At 71.0% G+C, this 22842-nt stretch carries 19 protein-coding genes; 11 read left to right on the top strand and 8 right to left on the bottom strand.

Going from position 1 to position 22842, the window contains the following annotated elements; all coding sequences use genetic code 11:
- Genes ABD648_RS05235 through ABD648_RS05220 form a run of 4 tightly spaced genes read left to right on the top strand, consistent with a single transcriptional unit; the run spans nt 1 to nt 2351 of the window.
- Nucleotides 1–702, top strand: a complete 702-nt coding sequence (locus ABD648_RS05235) for a YflT domain-containing protein (RefSeq protein ID WP_282213922.1) — start codon at nt 1–3, stop codon at nt 700–702.
- Nucleotides 699–1298 (top strand): magnetosome magnetite crystal formation protein family, encoded by a 600-nt coding sequence (locus tag ABD648_RS05230; protein ID WP_282213921.1) that lies wholly within the window; start codon nt 699–701, stop codon nt 1296–1298. Before ABD648_RS05235 ends, ABD648_RS05230 begins: the two co-directional genes overlap by 4 nt.
- On the top strand, nt 1298–1948 hold the full coding sequence (locus tag ABD648_RS05225; protein WP_282213920.1) for an alpha/beta hydrolase family protein: 651 nt from the start codon (nt 1298–1300) through the stop codon (nt 1946–1948). The genes ABD648_RS05230 and ABD648_RS05225 overlap by 1 nt, the downstream gene beginning before the upstream one ends.
- A gap of 16 nt (nt 1949–1964) precedes the next feature.
- A complete protein-coding gene (locus ABD648_RS05220) occupies nt 1965–2351 on the top strand; it encodes a VOC family protein (protein ID WP_282213919.1) in 387 nt (128 codons plus the stop codon).
- Between the two features lie 7 nt (nt 2352–2358).
- Here the strand turns inward: ABD648_RS05220 and ABD648_RS05215 are convergent, their stop codons facing one another.
- The 3 genes from ABD648_RS05215 to ABD648_RS05205 are packed head-to-tail and all read right to left on the bottom strand — an operon-like array spanning nt 2359 to nt 5776.
- Complete coding sequence (locus tag ABD648_RS05215; RefSeq protein ID WP_282213918.1) at nt 2359–3267, bottom strand: phosphotransferase; 909 nt, start codon at nt 3265–3267, stop codon at nt 2359–2361.
- A 6-nt stretch (nt 3268–3273) separates the two neighbouring features.
- The gene (locus ABD648_RS05210) at nt 3274–4716 is read right to left on the bottom strand and encodes an aminopeptidase P family protein (protein ID WP_282213917.1); all 1443 of its coding nucleotides are present in this window, start codon (nt 4714–4716) and stop codon (nt 3274–3276) included.
- A gap of 37 nt (nt 4717–4753) precedes the next feature.
- Complete coding sequence (locus ABD648_RS05205) at nt 4754–5776, bottom strand: endonuclease/exonuclease/phosphatase family protein (protein WP_282213916.1); 1023 nt, start codon at nt 5774–5776, stop codon at nt 4754–4756.
- A gap of 63 nt (nt 5777–5839) precedes the next feature.
- Here ABD648_RS05205 and ABD648_RS05200 point away from each other — a divergent pair, with 63 nt between their 5' ends.
- Entirely contained in the window at nt 5840–6709 is an 870-nt protein-coding gene (locus ABD648_RS05200; protein WP_282213915.1) for a PHP domain-containing protein, read from the top strand.
- 63 nt (nt 6710–6772) lie between these two features.
- Nucleotides 6773–7723 carry a DUF817 domain-containing protein gene (locus ABD648_RS05195; RefSeq protein ID WP_282213914.1) on the top strand — a complete coding sequence of 317 codons (951 nt, stop codon included), beginning with the start codon at nt 6773–6775 and terminating at the stop codon, nt 7721–7723.
- Here ABD648_RS05195 and ABD648_RS05190 read toward each other — a convergent pair.
- Complete coding sequence (locus ABD648_RS05190) at nt 7710–9233, bottom strand: DEAD/DEAH box helicase (RefSeq protein ID WP_282213913.1); 1524 nt, start codon at nt 9231–9233, stop codon at nt 7710–7712. The two genes, ABD648_RS05195 and ABD648_RS05190, sit on opposite strands and share 14 nt — an antisense overlap.
- A gap of 192 nt (nt 9234–9425) precedes the next feature.
- On the opposite strand from ABD648_RS05190, the gene ABD648_RS05185 reads away from it, so the two are divergent.
- Nucleotides 9426–10139: a ferritin-like fold-containing protein gene (locus ABD648_RS05185; protein WP_282213912.1), complete on the top strand. Its 714-nt coding sequence runs from the start codon at nt 9426–9428 to the stop codon at nt 10137–10139.
- On the opposite strand, the gene ABD648_RS05180 is transcribed toward ABD648_RS05185, so the two are convergent.
- From ABD648_RS05180 to ABD648_RS05170, 3 genes are read right to left on the bottom strand one after another with little or no spacing between them, the layout of a single operon-like run.
- Nucleotides 10136–10633, bottom strand: a complete 498-nt coding sequence (locus tag ABD648_RS05180; RefSeq protein ID WP_282213911.1) for a hypothetical protein — start codon at nt 10631–10633, stop codon at nt 10136–10138. The genes ABD648_RS05185 and ABD648_RS05180 overlap by 4 nt on opposite strands.
- 18 nt (nt 10634–10651) lie before the next feature.
- Nucleotides 10652–10939, bottom strand: a complete 288-nt coding sequence (locus ABD648_RS05175; protein ID WP_282213910.1) for a hypothetical protein — start codon at nt 10937–10939, stop codon at nt 10652–10654.
- Between the two features lie 7 nt (nt 10940–10946).
- Entirely contained in the window at nt 10947–11171 is a 225-nt protein-coding gene (locus ABD648_RS05170) for a DUF3107 domain-containing protein (RefSeq protein ID WP_282213909.1), read from the bottom strand.
- A gap of 149 nt (nt 11172–11320) precedes the next feature.
- Between ABD648_RS05170 and ABD648_RS05165 the strand changes: the two genes are divergently transcribed.
- Together ABD648_RS05165 and ABD648_RS05160 are read left to right on the top strand one after the other, a co-directional pair.
- Nucleotides 11321–14530 carry an ATP-dependent helicase gene (locus ABD648_RS05165; RefSeq protein WP_282213908.1) on the top strand — a complete coding sequence of 1070 codons (3210 nt, stop codon included), beginning with the start codon at nt 11321–11323 and terminating at the stop codon, nt 14528–14530.
- Entirely contained in the window at nt 14527–18039 is a 3513-nt protein-coding gene (locus tag ABD648_RS05160) for an ATP-dependent helicase (RefSeq protein ID WP_425561721.1), read from the top strand. Before ABD648_RS05165 ends, ABD648_RS05160 begins: the two co-directional genes overlap by 4 nt.
- Here the strand turns inward: ABD648_RS05160 and ABD648_RS05155 are convergent.
- Nucleotides 17985–19409 carry a phosphotransferase gene (locus ABD648_RS05155; RefSeq protein WP_282213906.1) on the bottom strand — a complete coding sequence of 475 codons (1425 nt, stop codon included), beginning with the start codon at nt 19407–19409 and terminating at the stop codon, nt 17985–17987. The genes ABD648_RS05160 and ABD648_RS05155 overlap by 55 nt on opposite strands.
- A 64-nt stretch (nt 19410–19473) precedes the next feature.
- On the opposite strand from ABD648_RS05155, the gene nudC reads away from it, so the two are divergent.
- Both nudC and ABD648_RS05145 read left to right on the top strand, forming a co-directional pair.
- On the top strand, nt 19474–20355 hold the full coding sequence (nudC, locus tag ABD648_RS05150; protein ID WP_282213905.1) for an NAD(+) diphosphatase: 882 nt from the start codon (nt 19474–19476) through the stop codon (nt 20353–20355).
- The gene (locus tag ABD648_RS05145) at nt 20352–22073 is read left to right on the top strand and encodes an ATP-dependent helicase (RefSeq protein WP_282213904.1); all 1722 of its coding nucleotides are present in this window, start codon (nt 20352–20354) and stop codon (nt 22071–22073) included. The genes nudC and ABD648_RS05145 overlap by 4 nt, the downstream gene beginning before the upstream one ends.
- The last annotated feature ends 769 nt before the right edge of the window (nt 22074–22842 follow it).

Raw genomic sequence — 22842 nt, 5'->3', positions numbered from 1 at the left:
ATGAGCATGCTGAACCGTCCTGTGAACGGTACCGAGACCGGCGAGATGGTCGCGTCGACGCGCGACTACGAGAGCGCGCAGAAGACGGTGTCGAAGCTGATCGCGGGGGAGGTGCCCGCGCGGGACATCGCCATCGTCGGGCAGAGCGTGCGCACCATCGAGAGAGTCACCGGGAAGCTCGGCTACGCCGCGGCCGCCCGCTCCGGCGCGATCAACGGAGTGCTGCTCGGACTGTTCCTCTCCGCGATCCTCGTGCTCGGCAACCCCGAGGTGCCGATCCAGCTGTTCGTCGGCTTCGTCTTCATCGGCGTGGCCGTGGGGATGCTGCTGAGCCTCGTGACCTATGCGATCGTGCGCCGTCGCCGCGACTTCGCGAGCGTCACCCAGTTCGCCGCCGACCACTACGAGGTCACCGTGCTGCCCACGTCGCTGTCCAAGGCCCGTCAGGTGCTCGGGTCTGCGCATGTCGCCCCGGTCAGGCCGCCGGTGAACCTCGACGAGCCGCCCCGGTACGGCGAGCGGATCCCCGCGGGTGCACCGGTGCCGGCGCCGGAGCCGTCGCCGGAGCCCGTGATCCCGCCACGCCCGGCCGATCCCGTTCCGCAGCCCGAGGGAACCACTCCCGAGCCGCCCGCGCCGGGTCCGGTCGATGAGCCCGGTGTCGCCACCGACGTCGAGGGCCCGCAGGACGGCGCTCGATGAGCGGACAGGATCCCCAGGGTCCGGGTGAGTTCGCGCCGCCTCCGCCTCCTGCTCCTCCTGCGCCGCCGGCCGCCCCGGCTCAGATGCCGGTGCCACCCGCGCCGGTCTACGGTGCGCCTGCTCAGCCCGCACAGGCCTATCCCGCACCGGGTGCGCCCGCGGGGTACCCCGCCCCGGCGTACCCCGCCTACCCGGCGGCGGTTCCGCCCCGTGGCCTGCTGCCCTGGGTGCTCGGGTTCCTGATCGTCATCCCGTTCCCGTTCGCCGGCGGTCTCGCCTCCGGAATCGCGATGGCGGTGAGCGGCGGATCGTCTCTCCGCGCCGGCGGCACGGCGCGCGAGAACGCGCGGGCGGCACGGAACTGGGGACTCACCTACCTGATGGTGTCCACGCTCCTGCTCATCCTGCACTTCGTGCTGCTGTTCGTCCTCACGTCGCAGTCGCCGACGACGGGCTTCTACCCGCTCGGCATCCCGATCACCGTGTACTTCGCGCTGTCGCTCGCGCACCTGGTGATCGTGATCATCGGCACCGTGCGGGCGTCTTCGGGCAAGGTCATGCGGGTGCCGTTCGCGATCCCCTTCCTCCGCGCCTGATGGTGGAGATCGCCGTCGAACTGCCGTCCGGGCCCACGACGGTCTCCGCGGACTGGTCCGCCGGCGACAACGGAGTGACGGTGATCGTCGCGCACGGAGCAGGGACCGGCAAGGATCACCCGTTCCTGACGGGGTTCACGGCTGCGCTCGACGCTCTCGGCTTCTCGACCCTGCGCTTCAACTTCCCGTACGTCGAGCAGGGTCGCCGGATGCCGGGACCGGCGGCGCACGCGATCGCGACCTGGAACGCGGTCGTCGGCTTCGCGCGCGCCGCCGACCCCGACGCGACCGTCTGGGCGACCGGGAAGTCCTACGGCGGACGGATGGCGTCCATGGCCGTCGCCGAGGGGCTGGAGGTCGAAGGGCTCGCGTACCTCGGGTATCCGTTGCATCCCCCAGGGAGACCGGAGAAGCCGCGCATCGAGCACCTTTCGGCCATCGGCGTGCCGCAGCTGTTCGTCGAGGGGACGAACGACCCGTTCATCCAGCCGATCTCCCAGTTCGAGGATGCGGTCGCGACGTGTCAGAACGCCGAGGTCGTCTGGATCGAGGGCGGCGGGCACACGTTCGAGGTGAAGGGGCGGAAGCGCCCGGCATCCGAAATCGGTGCGTCTCTCGCGCCGGTCGTCGCGGAGTTCGTGCGCCGCTGAGCGCGTCGAAGCCGTCATGAAGGGGATTCATCACGTCGAGATCTGGGTGGCGGACCTCGATGCGGTCGTCGACGGCTGGAGCTGGCTTTTCACCTCGCTCGGTCTGGAATGCACAGGGGAGTGGCCGGGCGGTCGGACCTGGGACGCCGGTGGCGCCTACGTGACGCTGACGAACTCGCCGAACCTGTCGGCGGTCGATCACGACCGACGGCGACCGGGCATGAACCACCTCGCGCTCTGGGGCGGATCCCGGACCGAGGTCGACGCCGTGATGTCCGCTGCCGTCGCCCATGGGTGGCAGCCGTTGTACGGAGATCGGTATCCGCACGCCGGCGGACCCGACCACTACGCCGGCTGGCTGGAGAACGCCGAAGGATTCAAGGTCGAGATCGTCGCGGAGTGACGCCCCCTCACGGGCGGAGCGCCGACAGCTCCTCGTCCTCCAGCAGCCGCCGCATCGTAGAGAGGCCCAGTGCGCTCATCGGCGGATTCGACTCCTCGTAGTACCAGATGAGACCCATCGCCTGCTGGAACGCCCATGCCGCTCCGCCCAGCCATTCCCCATCGCCCGCGCCGACGCCGTCGCGCAGGATCCGTCGGCGCGGAGCATCGAACAGATGCCACGCGGCGACGAGGTCGAGCGCCGGGTCGGCCGGTCCGAAGCTCCCGCCGTCGAGGACACCGGCGAGCCGATCGTCGCCGTCGCGGCCGATGACGAGCAGGTTGAACGGGGTGAGGTCGCGATGACTCATGACGTCGGGCCCGGTTGTCGGCAGCACGCGCAGCGACGCCCAGAGCTCGGCAGCCCGACGCGTGTCGAGCAGGTGTCCGCTCTGCGCGAGGCACTCCGCGATCCACTCGTCGTGATCGGGGAGATGACCGCCGCGACCGGCGCCGTCGAACACGCGTCCGCCGACCGGGACGCTCCGCAGTGCCGTGATGAGCGTCACGAGGTCGCGGGCGAGAGAAGCGGATGCCGCGTGCCGTGCGTGCCCGGCCACCTCGCCGTCGAGCCAGGTCTGCACCGACCACGCCGAAGCGAAACCGTCGGAGGCGTTCGCGACCCCGTAGGGGCGCGCAGCGGGGAACGGGCCGGCGTCGGCCAGCTCGGCCATGGCGTCGGCCTCGGCGCGCAGCTCCGCCTCGGAAGCGCCGAGGAGCGGGAACCGCGCGACCAGCTCATCGCCCAGTCGGATGATGGTGTTCACCGTGCCGGTCGTGGGCACGCGCCGCAGCGGTCGACCGCGCAGCTCCGGGAAGCGCTGTGCGATCAGCCGCTCGGCGAGACCATCGTCGAGTGGCAGCTCGCCCTCGTGCATCGCGTGTCAGCTCTGCACGCGGGCGATCCAGGCCTCGACCTCGTCAGCTGTGCGGGGGATCCCGGCCGACAGATTCACGGGTCCGTCGGCGGTCATCAGGATGTCGTCCTCGATGCGCACGCCGATGCCGCGAAGCTCCGCGGGCACCGTGAGGTCGTCGATCTGGAAGTAGAGGCCGGGTTCGATCGTGAAGACCATGCCGGGCGCGAGGATGCCGTCGTAGTACATCTCGCGACGCGCCTGTGCGCAGTCGTGCACGTCGATGCCCAGGTGATGCGACGTGCCGTGCACCATGTAGCGGCGGTGCTGCCCGCCGGCATCCGCGTCGAGGGCTTCCTCAGCAGTGACCGGCAGTAGACCCCACTCGGCGGTGCGGGCGGCGATCACGGTCATCGCCGCGGCGTGCACGTCGCGGAACCGCACGCCCACGCGCGCTGCGGCGAACGCGGCATCCGCGGCCTCGCGCACGGTCTCGTAGACGCGACGCTGCACCTCGGTGAAGGTGCCCGACACCGGAAGCGTGCGGGTGATGTCGGCCGTGTACAGGCTGTCCGCCTCCACGCCGGCATCGACGAGGATCAGGTCGCCGGGGACGACGCTGCCGTCGTTGCGGGTCCAGTGCAGGTAGCAGGCGTGCGGACCAGAGGCGGCGATGGTGTCGTACCCCTCGCCGTTGCCGTCCTCGCGCGCGCGGCGGTGGAAGACGCCCTCGACGACGCGCTCTCCGCGTGCGTGGTCGATCGCCTGCGGCAGCTCGCGGATGATGTCGTCGAAGCCGTGCGCGGTGATGTCCACGGCGCGACGCATCTCGGCGATCTCGAACTCGTCCTTGATCAGGCGCAGCTCGGAGACGACGCGGGTGAGGTCGTCATCGTCGTCGAGGATCAGCTCGCCGTCGACCGGTGCGAATTCGTGCAGGTGCTCTGTCGCGATCGCGAGGTCGGCTGCGACGCCGGCGAGGGAGGGCCGCGGGCCGATCCAGAACTCGCCCACCGTGGCGTCGGCGTAGAACTCGGTCGTGGTGCGGTCGGCGCGCTCGCGGAAGTAGAGGGTGACGTCGTGTCCGGCGTCCGTCGGCTCGAAGACGAGGATCGAGTCGGGCTCGGCATCCGACGCCCAGCCGGTGAGGTGGGCGAATGCCGAGTGCGCGCGGAACACGTAGTCGGTGTCGTTGCTGCGCTGCTTGAGGGAGCCGGCGGGGATCACCAGTCGCTTGCCGGGGAAGGCCGCGGAGACCGCCGCCCGCCGCGTCGCCGCGAACGCGGCCTGTGCCCGCGGAGCCGGAAGGGTCTCCGGCCGCTCGGCCCAGCCGGTCGAGATCGTGTCGAGGAAGCCCTGCGGGAAGGGCTGCTTGCGATTGGTACTGCTGTTCTCGACGGTCTCCGTCGTGACTTCGGCGGGGATCTCTCCGGCGGCTTCTGCGATCGTGTCGCGCTCTGCGGTGCTCATCCCTCCAGTCTGTCATCTGGTGGGCAGGCGCAGAAGCTCAGCCGGCCGGCTCCAGCTGCACGACGAGGGCGCGGTGGTCGCTTCCGCCCGCGTCATCGAGCACGACGGAGCCCGACGGCGTCCAGTTCTTCGAGACCATGACGTGGTCGATCGGGGCACCGGCCAGGGGAGGGAGCGAACTCGGCCAGGTGCCGGTCATCCCGTTGCCCGTGCGCGACGCCCCGTCGCGGCAGTACCCGATGTCGCCCCCGTCCATGCCGAGCGGCGCCATGTGGTCGATGGTGGCGTTGAAGTCGCCGGCGAGGATGAAGTCGCCTGGAGGGCACTGGTCGGCGATCCACTGCAGATCCTGCCGCCACTGCTCCATCTCCTCCATGCGCGGCGCCACCGCGTGCACCGCGACGATGGTGGGTCCGGCGCCGTCGATGGGCATGAGCACGGCGCTCGGCACGGATCCGGTGTTGCTCGTGCCATCCTTCGACGACTCGATCACGGAGTACTCGCCGAGCTCGGGGGCGACCAGCACGGTCGTCTGCCAGGACTGCGGACCGTCCTCCACGTCGGGACGGAACTGCACGTGATGCACCCACATCGGGTGTCCCTGCTCCCGCAGCATCAGCGCGATCTGTTCTCCGACCGCCTGTGTGGTCTCCGGAAGCGCGACGATGTCGGCACCCTGCTCGAGGATCTGCTGCGCGATGTCCGCGGCTGAGACCGCCTCGCCGGCGGTGTTCCAGGTCAGCACGCGGACGCTGTCCGCGGTCTTCTCCGGGAGCGCGGAGGCTCCGAAGCCGCGCACGGCGCCGATCGCGCCGATCGCTCCGGCTCCGACCAGAGCCACGATGAGGACGGATGCCGCGAACCCTCGCAGCGGACGAGCGAGGAGCAGCAGGAGCGCGAGAACCGCGACGATGAGGAATCCGGCCAGAACGGGGCCGCGAGCCGACACCAGTTGCGCGAACGGATAGGTCTGCTCGAGGTGGAAGAACTGCGGCCACACCACGATCGCCGTCGCGATCGCGAGCAGCACGGTGAACAGGACCCCCAGTAGTCGAAGCATCCTGACAAGCCTAGAAGCGCCGCCTGTGAAGTCCCTGCCGTCCGTGCTCGGTACGCTGAGAGGATGTCCACTCCGTCCCACGGGTTCGCCGGTCCTGCAGACCTGCACCTGCACTCCAACCATTCCGATGGCACGGAGAGCCCCGCGGAGGTCGTCCGGCAGGCGCACGCGCACGGCGTGAGGACGGTCGCGCTCACCGACCACGACCGCTCGACGGGGTGGCGGGAGGCGGGCGATGCCGCCGCAGAGCTGGGGATGACGTTCCTCCCCGGGATGGAACTCTCGGCGAAGCACGAGTGGCGCAGCGTGCACGTGCTCGGGTACCTCTTCGATCCGGAGGACCCGGCTCTCCTGGCCGAGACGGACAGGATCCGCGGCGATCGGATCGGACGAGCGGAGCGGATCGTCCGGAGCATCGGACGCGACTACGACCTGCACTGGGACGACGTGCTGGCGCAGACCACGCTCGACGCCACCGTCGGGCGCCCGCACATCGCCGATGCGCTGATCGCCCGAGGGATCGTGCGCGACCGCACCGAGGCCTTCGATGGCATCCTCCATCCGCGCGAGGGGTACTACGAGCCCCACTACGCTCCCGACCCGCTCACGGCGGTCCGCCTCATCACGGATGCCGGGGGAGTGGCGGTCATCGCCCACCCGGTGACCGGCCGCGACCTGATGATGCCGGTGCCCTACCTCGAGCGCCTGATCGCCGCCGGGCTCGGCGGGTTCGAGATCGACCACCGGGAGAACACCGAGGCGGGCAAGCGGAAGCTGCGCGGGATCGCCGCCGCGCACGACCTCATCGTGACCGGTTCGAGCGACTATCACGGCAGCGGCAAACCCAACCGTCCGGGCGAGAACACGACGTCCGAGGAGATGGTCGCCCGGATCATAGAGCGCGCGACCGGAACGGCCGTGCGCTTTCCCTGATCCTCGGCATTCTGTCGGGAGACTCCCTGCGGCCTGTCGAACGGCGCGGATACGGTTCCAGGCATGCAGCGAGCGACTTCCCTGGAGCGCCGTGTCGATGCCACGGCGAGGCGCGTGCTCCTCGGCGCTCCGGCGAACGGCATCCGCGGCGCACTCGTCGAGTGTGCGGTGTTCGTCCTCAAGCAGGCCTGGGCGTGCATCTTCGGTGCCGCGCTGCTGCTCGTGATCGTCGCCGCACAGCTCTGGTACCCGGACGACGCGGCCCTCGCCCGCAACGACGCGCTCACGATCGCCGCCGTGGTCATCCAGGTCGCGATGCTGGTGTTCCGCCTCGAGAGCGGACGCGAACTGTGGGTCGTCGTCCTGTTCCATCTCACCGGCACGGTGATGGAGCTGTTCAAGACGGATGCCGGCTCCTGGGCCTATGCCGCGGACGGGTTCCTCCGGATCGGCGGCGTCCCGCTGTTCAGCGGCTTCATGTACGCGGCCGTCGGCTCGTACATGGTGCGCGTGTACCGGTTGTTCGACCTGGGCTTCAGTCGCTACCCGCGTCGGTGGATCACGGCGATCCTGGCCGCGGCGATCTATCTGAACTTCTTCACGCACCACTGGTGGTGGGATGCCCGCTGGGTGCTGCTCGCCGGTGTCGTGCTGCTCTGGCTGCCCACCGTGATGCACGCTCGGGTCTGGCGCCGCACCCTCCGACTCCCGCTCCTGCTGGTGTTCGCCGGGGTGGCGGTGTTCATCTACCTCGCCGAGAACATCGGCACCTGGGCCGGCGCGTGGGCGTACCCGGACCAGGCCGAGAGCTGGCAGCCCGTCTCGCCGAGCAAGCTGAGTTCGTGGTTCCTGCTGATGATCATCTCGGTGGTGCTGGTCGCGTGGGTCTATCCGCCGCAGGTCCCCGCGTCGATGCTGCGCACGGAATCGGGAGACAGCAGAGGGGCGGATGCCGCTCGCGCAGCATCCGCCCCTCCCACATCGGTCGGTCCGACGTCGATCAGGCCCCGGTGACGGGAGCGGCGCCGGGCGCGCCGGAGCCGCCGCGACGGCGACGACGACGGCGTGCCGGTGCCGGCTTTCCGTCGTGGTGCTCCTTGCCCGCACCGTCATGGGTGCCGCCGCCGTCAGCGCTGCGGTCGGCTGCCTGCGCGGACTGCCCGTCACTCGAGGAAGCATCCGACGTGCCCTCCGCGAATGTGGAGCCGACCGGGTTCTCGCTGTTGCGACGACGCCGACGACGACGGGTGCCGCTCTCGTCGGTGCCCTCGGCGGCGGCATCCGCTGCCCGCTCGGGGCGACGCGTGCGCTCGGTCTTCACCGACTGGGTCTTCGGCGCGGTCGTGAGGCGGCCCTTCGTGCCGGCCGGGATGTCGAGGTCCTCGAACAGCTGCGGGCTCGACGAGTAGATCTCGACGGGCTCGGGCTGGCCGAACTCGAGGGCGCGATTGATGAGGGCCCACTTGTGCAGGTCCTCCCAGTCGACGAACGTCACGGCGATTCCGGTCTTCCCGGCACGGCCGGTGCGGCCCGCGCGGTGCAGGTACGTCTTGTCCTCGTCCGGGATCGTGTGGTTGATCACGTGGGTCACGTCGTCGACGTCGATGCCACGCGCGGCGACATCGGTCGCGACGAGCACGTCGCGCTTGCCGGCCTTGAACGCGGCCATCGAGCGCTCGCGCTGATCCTGACCCATGTCGCCGTGCACGCCGCCGACGTTGAAGCCGCGGTCGCCCAGCTCGTCGACGAGGCGCTGCGCCGCGCGCTTGGTACGCGTGAAGATCACGGTCTTGCCGCGACCCTCGGCCTGCAGGATGCGGGCGATGATCTCGTCCTTGTCCATCGAGTGCGCGCGGTACACGAGGTGCTTGATGTTCGCCTGCGTGAGGCCCTCGTCGGGATCGGTCGCGCGGATGTGGATCGGGTTCGACATGAACCGGCGGGCGAGCGCGACGATCGGACCGGGCATGGTCGCCGAGAACAGCTGCGTGTGCCGGACGGCCGGAACCTTCTGGAAGATCTTCTCGATGTCGGCGAGGAAGCCGAGGTCGAGCATCTTGTCGGCCTCGTCGAGCACGACCTCGGTCGCGTTGGAGAGGTCGAGCAGACGCTGTCCGGCGAGGTCGATCAGTCGACCGGGCGTGCCGACGACGATCTGCGCGCCGGCCTTGAGCTGATCGATCTGGCCCTCGTAGGCTTTGCCGCCGTAGATCGCGACGACGCTCGTGGAGCGGTTGCTGGTGAGCAGGTCGATGTCCTCGTAGACCTGCACGGCGAGCTCGCGGGTCGGGACGACGATGAGCGCCTTCACGCCGTGCTCGGGGTCCTTGCCGAGGCGCTGGACGACCGGGATGCCGAAGCCGAAGGTCTTTCCGGTTCCGGTCTTGGCCTGGCCGATGATGTCCTGGCCGGGAAGGCCGAGGGGGATGGTCTGCTCCTGAATGGGGAACGCCTCGATGATGCCCTTGGCGGCGAGTGCGTCGACGATGTCCTGATCGACACCGAGTTCAGCGAAAGTTGTCACTTGTTCAATTGCCTGTCCGGCGACCCTCTGGGTCACCACGTAAACGGATCCACGCCGTCTCTTGTGCCACAGGCGCGGGGGCCCGCTCCGACGGCGGGACACGCCCAGCCTACCCGAGGGCCGGTGCGGGCCAGGAAGAGGCCCTGCGCCCGAGTATTGTGAACGACGTGGTGAACTCGACAGGGAGGCCTCGTGGTTAAGTGGTTCTGGCAGCGCGACGCCGCGCCGCGCCGCACGCTGGCCCTCCGCAGTCGGGGCGATCAGGGCGACGCGACCCGCGTCGACTTCGCCGAGCTCGCGCCCGAGCTCAATCGCTTCCTCGGCCAGGCCGCCTACCTCCAGCTCGGCTACTTCGAGACGCTCACGCGTCTGATCCGGGCGACACCCGAGCTCTCTGAGAAGGAGTCGCTCTCCCGTGCGGCCGGAGCGGCTCTGACCAAGCACCGCGCGATCATCGACCTCATCGCCGCGCGCGGCGACGACCCCACGCAGCTCATGCTGCCGTTCCGGGAGAACCTCGACGCCTTCCGCCGCAAGACCATCGGTGCGCGCCCGAGGGAGACGCTCCTCGCGGTCTACATCACCGCAGGCATGCTCGACGACTTCTACCTGGCCCTCGCCTCCAGCTACGCCGACACCGGCCGCCGCGTGGTGGAGATCCTGCGAGAGGACGATGCGCGACACGAGATCGTCGCGATCATCCAGGAGACGATCGAGAGCGACGAGGAGTGGCGCTCCCTGCTGTCGATGTGGGCGCGCCGGCTCGTCGGCGACACGATCCTCGTCTGCCGCTCGGCGCTGCGCCCGGAGCGGCTCGCTGCCGATGACGAGCGCATCGAGCCCGTGTACACCGAGCTCATGGGTGCGCACGCTCGGCGCATGGACGCGATGGGGCTGGCCTCCTAGGCCGATCGCATCCGCTCGAGTCGAGCGGTGAGTCGCCAGGCGATCAGCAGCGGGATCACGCCGAGCACGCCGAACGACATGTCGATCAGCTGCCACCCCAGCGGGATGCCGCGGATGCCGCCCGCGATCAGGGCGAGGGGGATGATCCCGGCGCAGGCGATGACACCGAACTGGATCACCCAGATGTTGCGCACCGGATCGACCATCGGGCCGATGAAGACCACCGCGAGGACGAGGTGCGCGTACGCGAGCCAATCTGTGCCGTACGAGATGAACGGGTAGCGACCGTCCACGTCGACCAGTGCAGCGGCGACCCGGTCGACCCACGCCACCGCGTCGGGGAACCAGTCCACGGCAGGGCTCGAGTGGAGGATGTCGGAGCCGATCCCCAGCTCGACCCGCAGCGGGAACGCCGTGACACCGCTGACGAACAGCCCGAGGATCATGATCGCGATGCAGATCCGGATCCAGCGCAGCGTGCGCCGCTCGTCCACGTCAGCTCGCTCGCCGGATCAGATCCCGAGCGCGGCCTTGGCCTGGGCATCCGATCGGCGGCGGGCCGCGACGATCGCCACCGTCGCCAGGACGGCGACGGCCACGGCGCCGAGGACGCTCGCGAGCCAGAGCCAGATGCTGTCCTCGCCGATGCCCGCCCACTGCAGGCTCGTGTAGACGATGGCCGACACGGCCGTCGCGATGCCCGGGGTCACCGCGACGCCGCGCAGTTCGCGGCCGCCGATCAGGTAGTGCGCGCCGATGCCGAGAGCGCACGCGCCGATGAGCGCGAGGAGGATGTACATCGTCCGGTCAGGCGACGAAGCCGACGCGGCGGGATTCCTCGGAGCCCAGCTCGATGTAGGCGAGGTTCGCGGTCGGGACGAGGTACGAGTTGCCCTTCACATCGGAGAAGTTCAGGTGCGTCGTGCTCTGCTCGAGGGCGGCGGAGACCTGGGTGCGGACCTCGTCCGCGCTCGCGCCGGTGTCGAAGCTCAGCTCGCGGCCGGTGTTGATGATGCCGATGCGGATTTCCACGCGTGCTCCTTGAAGTTCGGGGACTGGCCCAACTCTACCCCTCGCGCACCGGGCGGGATCGGCCGCTGGAGCCGGTTTCGCCGTGAGCGCACACGGTGCGCGGGCAGGGCGCGGCGACGATGTCCGCGCGCCCCGATACCGTGGAGGACATGACACCGGATGCTGCGCAGCGAGCCGTCGTCGCCGCCGCGTCGACCGCCTCCGGGGTCATCATCGGCGCACCGGGCACCGGGAAGACCCGCACCCTCGTGGATCGCGTCGTGCATCTGCTCGACACCGAGGGGATGCGCCCGGAAGAGGTGCTCGTGCTCACGCCGAGCCGCCAGGCCGCGACCGCGCTGCGCGACCGGATCGGCGTGCGCATCGGGCAGGCGACGCCGGGACCGCTCGCGCGCTCGCTCGGGTCGTTCGCCTTCCAGCTGGTGCGCGGAGCGATGGTGCGCGCGGGCGCCGAGCCGCCGGCTCTGCTCACCGGTGCCGACCAGGACCGCATCATCGCCGAGCTGCTGGCGGGGGACGCCGAGGACGAGCGCATCCGGTGGCCCGAGGCGCTCAGCGCATCCGTGCGCGCCTCCCGAGGATTCCGCTCCGAGTTGCGTGCCTTCCTCGCCGAGTGCACCGAGATCGGCGTCCACCCCGACGAGCTCCGCGCGTCGGGCAACGAGGTCTGGGCCGCGGCGGCCGAGTTCCTCGTCGAGTACCGCACGGTCCTCGACGCGCTGCGCTCGGCCCACCGCGATGCCGCCGATCTGCTGAGCGAGGCGAGCTCGGTCCTTCAGGCCGCGGACCCCGCGGCTCTCGGCCCGCTCGCGCCCCTGCGTGCGGTGCTCATCGACGATGCGCAGGAGCTGACCCGGGGCGGGATCGCGGTGGTGCGGGCCCTGCGGAGCCGCGGGATCGCGGTGCTCGCGTTCGGCGACCCCGACATCTCGTCCGGAGCCTTCCGCGGTGCCAGCCCCGAGCTCTTCGCGCAACTCGCCGGTGTGCTGGGCGACGTGCACGTCCTCGACGGGTCGCACCGCCAGCAGCCCGCTCTCACCGCACTGACGCGCACGGTCACCCAGGCCATCGGCGTCTCCGGCCGAGTCGAGCACCGTCGCGCTCCGGCCCCGCCGATCGAGGATGACGATGCCGCGGTCACGACGTTCATCGCCCCTTCGCCGTACGAGGAGCTCGACCGCATCGCCGGCGTCATGCGGGACTGGCACCTCACCGACGGTGTGCGCTGGGATCGCATGGCGGTCATCGCGCACGACACGCGGCAGGTGACGACGCTCGAGACCGAGCTGGCCGCGCGCGAGATCCCGACGCGAGCAGCGGGCGTGCAGCGACCGCTCGGCAGCGAGGGGATCGTGCGCGACATCGTCGAGATCGTGCGGCTCGCGCTGACCCCGGTGGACGAACGCACCCCGGCGGCGCTGGAGGAGGCGCTGCGCACCCCGTTCGGCGGGATGGACGCCATCGGACTGCGGCGCCTGCGCGCGCGTCTGCGGCACATCGAGCTCCAGCAGGGCGGCTCGACACCCGCACGAGAGCTGCTGCGGCAGGCGATGGCGAACCCCGCCCACCTGACGCTGATAGACGCGGCGGAATCGCGCACGGCGGCACGATTCGCCGAGACGATCGAGGCGCTCGCTCGCGCGGCGGCCGAGGGGGAGACGATCCACGACCTGCTGTGGCGGGTGTGGGATCAGGCCCGCGCGGTCGACGGGCGCCGGCTGCACGTGGCCTGGCGGGAGATCTCGCAGCTGCCGACCGGGGCGGAGACGGCACGCTCCCTCGACGCGCTGGTGTCGCTGTTCGATGCGGCGAAGCGGTTCGTCGAGCGCACCCCCAACGAGAAGCCCGAGACGTTCGTCCGCGACATCCTCGACAGCGAGGTGCCCGAGGACTCGCTCTCGACGCCCGATCGCCCCGGGAAGGTCACGCTGCTGACACCCGCGACCGCACTCGGAACCGAGTTCGACGTGGTCGTGGTAGCGGGCGTGCAGGACGGCGTCTGGCCGAATGTGCGGCTGCGCGGAGGCCTGCTGCAGACCTGGCGGCTGGCCGACGAGCTGGAGGCCGCACGCACCGGGGTGAGCATCGAGCCGCCCGGCGTGGTCGACCGCCGGCGCGCCGCCCTGCACGACGAGCTGCGCCTGTTCGTGCGTGCGATCTCCCGGGCGCGCGACCGGCTCCTCATCACGGCGGTCGATGACGACGACCTGACGCCCAGCGCGTTCTTCGGCTTCCTGCCCGCCCCAGAGCCGCCGGAACGGCACATCTCGGCTGAGCATCCGCTCACCCTGCGCGGCATGGTCGCGCGTCACCGCCGCACGCTCACGTCCGTCCCCGCCGAGCCGCTGCGGCGCGAGGCGGCCGGACAGCTCGCCGTCCTCGCGCGCGAAGGCGTGCCGGGCGCGGATCCGGCCGAGTGGTACGGGGTGACGCCGCCGTCGACGGATGCTCCGCTGCGCGACCTGGCGGTCGCCGGCGCGCGAGTGTCGCCGTCGAAGATGGAATCCTACGAGGAGTGCGGACTGAACTGGGTCGTCACAGCCCTCGGCGGCGACACCGTGATGCCCCCGACCGCCGGGATCGGCACGATCGTGCATGAGGCGATGGAGCGGGTTCCCGACGGCGATCTCGAGCAGATGCGCGCGATCGTCGCCGAGCACTGGCCCGAGCTCGACTTCGAGACCGAGTGGATCGGCCGCAAGGAGCGCCGGCGCGCCGACCTGTTCGTCGATCGGCTGCACTCGTACCTCGGCGACGTGCGCCGCGAGGAGGGCGAGGTCATCGGCAGCGAGGTCGAGTTCCGGTTCGCCGTCGACCTGGCGGACGACGAGGCCACACCCGCCGTGCACGCGGTCGGGGAGGACCGCGCGAATCAGGCGATCATCCACGGATACATCGACCGGGTCGAGGCCTACCCACCGGGGAGCGGCGAGCATGCGCAGGCGCGCGGCCGCGGCTGGAACCCCATGTCGGGAGGTCCTGACGGTCCGACCGTGGTGGTCGACCTGAAGACGGGCAAGACCGACCCCGAGTCCGATTCCGGCGTGCTCGAGCATGCCCAGCTCGCGGCGTATCAGGTCGCCGTGCAGCAGGGGCTGATCGAGGGGGCTCCGCCGGAGTCTCTCGCGGGCGCCCGCCTCGTGATCGTGTCGAAGACCCTCGCCAAGAGTGACTACCGCATCGCCCACCAGCACACGCTCGACGACGAGTCGCGCTCGGCGTTCCTGCGTCGGGTCGCCGGCGCGGCGCGCGGCATGTCGGCGTCGAGCTTCACGGCGCAGGTCGAGTCGCACTGCGCCGACACGCAGCGCCGCGTGCACCCGTGCCGCATCCACACCGTGCCGGCGGTGAGCTCATGACCGCGTGGGCGGCATCCGGCGGCCTGTCCGCGACCGATATCGCGGCCGCGCTCGGCCAGCCGCCGCCCACTGCCGCGCAGCAGCGCGTGATCGAGGCGCCCCCGGAGCCGGCGCTCGTCGTGGCCGGCGCAGGCAGCGGCAAGACCGAGACGATGTCAGGACGCGTCGTGTGGCTCGTCGCCAACGGGCACGTGCGCCGGGACGAGATCCTCGGGCTCACCTTCACCCGCAAGGCGGCCGGGGAGCTCGCGGAGCGGATCGGGACCCGCCTGTCCGTGATCGACGAATACGGACGACGCGGACTGCTGCCTCACCTCACCGAGATCGTTCGCGGCGATGCGCTCCGTCGCGTCGAGGATGCGGCGACGGGACGCCAGCGCGAACTCGTGCGTGCGCACGTGCTCGACGAGCTGGCCGCGGGCTTCGAGACCGGGTGGGATCCGACCACGCCGCGTGCCGCGGAGGACCTGATGATCCGGCCGCGGGTGTCGACGTACAACGCCTTCGCCGACGGCATCGTCCGCGAGCACGCCGCGCGGATCGGTCGCGACCCCGACGTGGCGATGCTCAGCCAGGCGGCGTCCTGGATGCTGGCGCGCGAGGTGGTGCTGCGCAGCGACCTCCCCGAGCTCGAGAACATCGATTTCGCGCTCGGGACCGTGATCGACGCGGTGCAGCGGCTGGCCGGGGATGCACTGGATCACCGCGTCGACCTCGAGCTCGCGGAGCGGATCACGCGGGATCAGGCACTCGCCTTCGCGCCCTACCGGTCGAACGCCGACGTGGAGAAGGCGGCGTCGAACCTGCTGAGCCTGCCGACCCTCGCCCACCTCGTGCGCGACTACATGGCCGAGAAGGAGCGGCGCGGCGTGCTCGACTTCGCCGATCAGGTGGGCGGCGCGTACGACATCGTCGAGTCCGCCCCCGACGTGCGCGCCGAGCTCCGCGAGCAGCACCGCGTCGTGCTTCTCGACGAGTACCAGGACACGTCCGTCATCCAGACCCGCTTCCTGGCGGAGCTCTTCCGCGACTCGGCCGTCATGGCCGTCGGCGACCCGCACCAGTCCATCTACGGGTGGCGCGGCGCGAGCGCCGACAACCTGTACGCCTTCTCGAAGACGTTCGCGAGCACAGGAGCCGCGCAGACGTACAGCCTGATGACGAGCTGGCGCAACGATCGCGGCATCCTCGACATCGCCAACCGGGTGCTCGAGCCGTTGCAGCGGCCGGGACTCGATGTGCCACCGCTCGAGCCGAGGCCGGGCGCGGGCGAGGGCGTCGTGAGCGTGCGCTTCCCGTTCACGGTCGACGACGAGGCCGCCGCCGTGGCGGAGTGGTTCGCCGAGCGGCGCGCGGCGCATGAGGCGCACGGCGCTGTCCGTGGGCAGGGGCACAAGCCCCACACCGGCGCGATCCTCTTCCGGTCTAAGCGGCACATGCAGACCTTCGCCGGAGCGCTCGCCGCCCGCGGCATCCCGCATCGGATCCTCGGTCTCGGTGGACTGCTCACGACGCCGGAGGTGGTCGACGTCGTCTCCACACTGCGGGTCGTCCACGATCCGACCGCGGGGTCGGCGCTGATCCGCCTGCTCACCGGCCCTCGCTTCGGCGTGGGCGTGGCCGACATGGGTGCGCTGTACGACCTCGGCCGCACTCTCGCCGAGCGCGACACCGACATGGCACCGCTGCCGGAGGAGGTGCGCGCGAGGCTGCGGTCATCGCGCGGCGCCGACGAGGCCGTCTCGATCATCGACGCTGTCGACGTCGTGCGCGCGGTCCGGGACGACTACCGCATGCTCGAGCAGATCACGCCGGACGGACGCGCCCGGATCCGGGCCGCGGGCGAGATGCTCGAGCGCCTGCGACGCGCCTCCTCTCAGCCGATCCCCGAGCTGATCAGGCTGATCGAGCTGGAGCTGCGTCTGGACATCGAACTCGCGTCGAACGAGACCAGGGGCCCTGCCCGCATCGCCGCGACCCAGCTGCGGGCCTTCGCCGACGAGGTGCGGGCGTTCCTCGCCGCCGACGACCGCGGCACCATCGGGAGCCTGCTCGCCTGGCTGGACAAGGCCGAGAGCACTGATGAGCTGATGCCCCGACCGGAGCCGCCGGAACCGGGAGTGGTCCAGCTGCTCACGATCCACGGCTCGAAAGGGCTGGAGTGGGACGCGGTCGCCGTGGTCCGGCTGGTCGCGGACGAGCTGCCCAGTCGCGTCTCCGACACGTCCGGCTGGTTCGGCTTCGGCGTCGTGCCGTTCGCGCTCCGCGGCGATCGCGACGCTCTGCCGCGCTTCGAGTGGGATCCCGTCGAGGCGATGGGGGAGGAGTCCGACCCCGAGAAGCGGCAGAAGCTCGCGCAGGCCTCGCTCTCGGGCGGAGCGACGAAGGCCAACCCGCAGGGCGGGGCGCTCAAGCGCTTCAAGGACGCCTACCGCGCGTATCAGCAGCAGGAGGAACGGCGTCTCGCGTATGTCGCGGTGACGCGTGCGCGGACCGACCTGCTGCTCAGCGGTGCGCACTGGGCGGGACAGAAGGCCCCTCGAACCCCGAGCCCGTACCTCGTCGAAGCCATCGAGGTGCAGGGACTCGATCCGATCGACCCCGTCGACCCCGACGAGAATCCGTACGAGGGTCCGGGGTCGACGCTCAGCTGGCCGCTCGATCCGCTGGGCGCGCGGCGGGCCGCCGTGAGCGCGGCGGCGACCTCCGTCGAGGAGGCGGCACGAACGGGCCTCGCACAGCCGTCTCCCGAGCTGACCCGCCTGCTGGCGGAGCGCGCTGCGCGTCAGCGGGGCACCGACGTCGCGGCCCCGACCCGGGTCCCGGCATCGCGCTTCAAGGACTACGTCACCGACTTCACTGGCACGCTGTCATCGATCGTGCGGCCGATGCCCGAGCGTCCCTACCGGCAGACGCGACTGGGTACGCTCTTCCATGCCTGGGTCGAGCAGCGCTCGGAACTCGTCGGCGTCGGCAGCCGTGTCGACGAAGCTCTGTGGGAGGTCGACGAGGACGAGGTCGCCTCCGAACCCGGGTTCTCGTCCGACGGCAGTACCGACGGTCCGGCGTCGTCGGCGGATGCCGCGGATCTGGCCGCGCTGCAGGAGACGTTCGAGCGCAGCGAGTGGGGCGGTCTCCGACCGATCGCTGTCGAGATCGAGATCGACTTCGCTCTCGGCGCGGGAATCGAGGAGGCCGAGCGATCCGAGCAGGCGCACATCGTCATCTGCAAGCTCGACGCCGTGTATCGCCGTGACGACCGTGGCGGGCGCATCGAGATCGTCGACTGGAAGACGGGCAAGGCGCCGCGCACGGCGCAGGAGCGGGACGAGCGGATGCTGCAGCTCGCGCTCTACCGTCTTGCCTACCACCGGCGATTCGAGGTTCCGCTGGACGAGATCGACGTCGCGCTGTACTACGTCGCGGACGACCTCATCATCCGCGGCGACCGGGTCTACTCGGAGGACGAGCTCTTCCACCGCTGGAGCGCGGCGCGCGCCGCGCGCTGAGCCTCTTCGGAGTCGTCGGCGGAGTCTTCAGCAGAGGCATCGCTCGATGCGTCGGTCGCGCGCTGCGGGGCGAGGGGATGCGAGTCCTCGCGCGCCCCCGCGACACCGTTGGTGCCGGCGAACATGCTCGCGACCCCGGACAGATCCTCGGTCTCGAGGTTCAGCATCTCGGCGCGATGGGACGCCTCCGCGCTCTGCGAATCGGTCGCATCCGCGCGCTCGGCCCAGGGCGGCGATGCCGGCTCGTCGTCTCCACTGACGCCGACTTCGCCAGCGCTGTCGTCGTGCGTGTCATCGGCGTCGGCGCCGTCCGCCCACAGCTCGTTGGGATTGTAGGCGTCGGTCTGCATGGAGGTGTCGACGTCGGTGGCGGCCGTGGCCGGCACGCGGCCCAGAGCATCCATCGCGGAATCGACGCCATCGCTGCGAGCGGCGATGATGCTGAGGTCGTCGGTGCGCAGCCCTTCGGCGAGGGATTCGAGCAGAGCGGCGGCGTCATCGACGATGTCGGGCCGGCGCATCGAGTCGCCGTGCACGAGCCAGCGCGCGAACTCCAGCTCGGCGAGCAGTCGTGCGCGCACCTCGAGACCCGGATCCGGCGCCCGGTCGACCGCTCGCGCGTAGGTCGCGTGCACGTCGGGTGCGGCGTCCGGCGCAGCTGACAGCCAGGAGAGATCGACGGCCGGGTCGCCGACGGAGAGTCCGTGCCAGCCGACGAGGCCGGTGACCTCGGGGCCGCGCTCCGGATGGTCCGCGAAGACGAACGAGGTCGCCTGGACCCCGCCCAGGACGACGGTCGATTCGAACCGCCACAGGGCGTCATCGGCGACGGCGTCGCGCCAGCGCACCGTGAGACGTGCGGGAACCCGGCCGGTCGCTGCCGCGGAGTCGACGAGGCGGCTCAACTCCTCGCGGGTCTCGTCAGCCGAGCGGGTCACGAGGCCGGCGCCGCGCACGACCGAGGTCGGCATCCCGTGGACGGCGGCGATGGCGGCACCCATCGATTCGGCCGCGCCACGCCCGGCGGGCACGAGCGACGCCTCGATCTGGAATCCGGGGAGGAGCTCGGTCACCAGCGCGCGACCGGCGCCGACCGTGGTCTCGCCGATGTATTCAGGTGCGTGGAACGGCAGCATCGCCCTGGCGCCGTCGGTCAGAGCCCGCAGTGCGAGGGCCTCCGCGGCCAGTTCGCGCGCCGCGTCCTCATCGTCGGCGACACGGATCGCGAGTTCGCGGCCGTCGGCCAGCGAGGCCACCGCCGAATCGAATCGGCCGTCGCCGTCGGCGCTCAGAGGGCGAGTACCCGTGACCTCCGCGCCGGGCAGTGCGGCCGTCACCGCCGCGGCTAGAGTGAATGGAGAGCGTCCCATGCCCCCAGGGTAGGTCGACGCCGGGGCGGTCCCGCCTCCGCCACGCCCGTGAGAGAGGGAGTCGATGACCTTTCAGCCCCCGTCCCTCGACCGCGCCGCCGAACTCCGCGAGGAGCCGGACGTGCTCGAGCGCCTGCGAGACGACCCCGGCACGCGGGTCATCGTGGTGCGCGAAGGCCGCGTACGGGTCGCCGACTCGACCCTGCTGCGCGTTCCCGCCGACGCCGTGGGCGACGCGACCTGGGCGCTGCTCGGTCGCGATCAGGACGGGGCCGTGCTGCTGCTCGCCGTCGCACCGCCCGAGAACGACGCCCTGGACACGGCCCCCGACGAGATCTGGCTCGGTCTGCGCGATCTCGGCGGGCGCATCGATCGCGTCGAATCCGAACTGCTCGTCGAGGCGATCGCGCTGGCCGGTTGGCTGCGCGACGCGCCCTTCTGCCCGACCTGCGGAGGCGGCACCGAGCTGCGTCAGGCCGGCTGGTCACGGCGCTGCCTCGTCTGCGGCCGCGACCACTTCCCGCGTAACGACCCCGCCGTGATCGTCGCGGTCGAGAGCCGCGACGGCGAGCGTCTGCTGCTCGGCGCGAACGCGAACTGGGGCGGGCGCATGTACTCGTGCTTCGCGGGCTTCACCGAGGCTGGCGAGTCGCTCGAAGCGACCGTGCATCGCGAGATCGAGGAGGAATCCGGCGTACGCCTCTCGGCGCTGCGCTACATCTCGTCGCAGGCCTGGCCGTTCCCGCGCTCGCTGATGATCGGCTTCCGCGCCGTCGTCGACGACGAGTCCACGGCTCTCGCCGACGGTGAGGAGATCGTCGACGTCCGGTGGTTCACCCGGAGCGAGATCGCCTCCGCCCTCGCCGGCGACGGCCCCGTGGGGCTGCCGGGCCCGGCGTCCATCGCGCGCGCCCTGATCATCGACTGGTACGAGGATCACGCGTGAGCGCACTCGATGCCCTCGACGAGGCGCAGCGGGCCGCGGCATCCGTCCTTCGGGGTCCGGTCGCCGTGCTGGCCGGCGCCGGAACCGGCAAGACCCGTGTGATCACGCATCGCATCGCGCACGGCGTCGACACGGGCGCGTATTCGCCGTCACGGGTCATGGCGGTGACTTTCACCGCGAAGGCGGCAGGGGAGCTCCGGGGGCGGCTGCGGGCACTCGGTGTCGAAGGCGTCGCCGCCCGCACGTTCCATGCGACCGCCCTCGCGCAGCTGAACTTCTTCTGGCCGACATTGGCGGGCTCGCCGGCCCCGGCCATCATCACCAACAAGGTGCGGATGCTGGGGCAGGCAGCCGACGCGATCCGGCTGCGACCGAGCACCGCCACGCTCCGCGACATCGCGTCCGAGATCGAGTGGCGCAAGGTGTCGATGCTGTCGATCGATCAGCACGCCGCGCTCGGCCGCACGGTGACGGGAATCGACTCCGGGCAGCTGGGCGAGCTGATGCGCGGCTATGAGGCGCTGAAGGACGAGCGCAGGCAGCTCGACTTCGAGGACGTCCTCCTGGCGTGCGCCGGGATGCTGGAGGCGGAGCCGCGGGTCGCGGCATCCGTGCACGAGCAGTATCGGCACTTCACGGTCGACGAGTTCCAGGACGTCTCGCCGCTGCAGAACCGGCTGTTGGAGCTCTGGCTGGGCGATCGCCAGGACATCTGCGTGGTCGGCGACGCCAGCCAGACCATCTACTCGTTCGCGGGTGCCGAGCAGCGGTTCCTGCTGGAATTCGAACGACGGCACCCGGACGCGACCGTCGTGCGGCTCGAGACGAACTACCGTTCGCAGGCGCCCATCCTGACCGCTGCCAACGCCCTGATGCAGGGCCGCCCCGGCGCCCTGGAACTCGTTCCCGCGCGGGAGCAGTTCACCGCGGATGCTCCGACCGTCACGGCCTACGACTCCGAGACCGACGAAGCCGCCGGCATCGCCGCCGCGATCTCCGCGCGGATCGCCGCCGGCGCGTCTCCGGCCGAGATCGCGGTGCTGTACCGGGCGCACGCGCAGTCGGGCGTGCTGCAGCAGGCGCTGGCGGCGGAGGGCATTCCGACCTCGGTCCTCGGCGGAACGCGCTTCTTCGCTATGCCCGAGGTGCGGCAGGCGATCCTCGCGCTGCGCGCCGCCGCTGTGGCTCCCACCGAGCAGGGCTTTCTCCCGAACGTGCAGCGGGTGCTGCGCGAGCTCGGCCTGACCGACGAACCGCCGGCGGCCGGTGGCGCCCAGCGCGACGGCTGGGAGGCCAGACGGGCGATCCTGCGACTCGCGGAGGAGGCAGGACCCGAGGCGAACCTGCGCACGTTCAGCGATGCCATGATGGCGCGGGCGAAGGATCAGCACGAGCCGACGATGCGCACCGTGACGCTGTCGACCCTCCACGCCGCGAAGGGCCTCGAGTGGCCGCACGTGCATCTCGCGGGCTGGGCGGAGGGATCGCTGCCGATCTCCTACGCCTCGAGCTTCGAGGCCATCGACGAGGAGCGGCGACTGGCCTATGTGGGGGTCACGCGCGCCGCGCGTACCCTGGACATCTCGTGGTCGCGCTCGGCAGGGCGAGGAGAGCGGGCGCCGTCGCGGTTCCTGGCGGAGATGGGGACGACGGCGCGCGGCACCGGCATCCTTCGTGAAACGTCACCGCGCGACGCGCGCGCGAGCCGTCAGCGCTGACCCGGACCATCTCGCCTCCTCCGCCGTCGGCGGCGAGGAGTCGCGACGCCAGGAGCGCGCCCTCGGCCACCTGCGCCGCCCGCAGCACCACGGGGCCGTATCCGATCATCTGGGCGTGCAGCAGCGGCCACGCCGGATCGCGATCGGCGTCGTCGGCGTCTCGGCAGGCCAGACAGGGGGTCTCCCCGGGAAGCACCAGCGGTCCGACCGTGACGTGGCCCGGCTCGAAGGCGATGGGCAGGTGCGGGACGTCCTCACGCAGATAGCGCGCGAACTGCACAGCCGCTGCGGCGCCCTGCACGAGGATGACCCCGACCGCGTCGCGCACCGAGCGGTCGACCAGCGCGATCCCCTCGTCGGCGAGCGCCTCTCTGGCACGATAGGCGCCGCGCCCGTCGGTGATGCCGATGGTCTCGACCCAGGCAGGCCGCGTCGCCGCTGGGTCGTCGATCAGGAGGTGCTCGATCCGGGCCAGCAGAGTCCGAGCCTCCTGACGCGGCGCTCCCGTGCCGTGGGCGATCACATCGAAGGCGGAGCGGCGGAAACCGGAGCGCAGAAGGCTCAGCAGCAGTTCCACCCACGGCGCCTCCGCCTCGATGCGCAGACCGTCGTCGATGCCGAGCTGCAGGGTCCGCTCATCGCGCCAGAGCAGCGGCGCGCTCGGATCCAGGCGGGTGAGGGTCGGCGGGGTCAGCGGCATCACCTGATTCTGGTGAAACCCCGGATGCCGTGGAGTCGCGAACGCGGTTCCGTGGAGAACTTCCGTGCT

The sequence above is a fragment of the Microbacterium luteolum genome, from assembly GCF_039533965.1.
Taxonomy (GTDB): domain Bacteria; phylum Actinomycetota; class Actinomycetes; order Actinomycetales; family Microbacteriaceae; genus Microbacterium; species Microbacterium luteolum.
The sequence above is the reverse complement of the archived record's forward strand: the minus strand, read 5'-3'. Positions and strand labels throughout refer to the sequence as shown.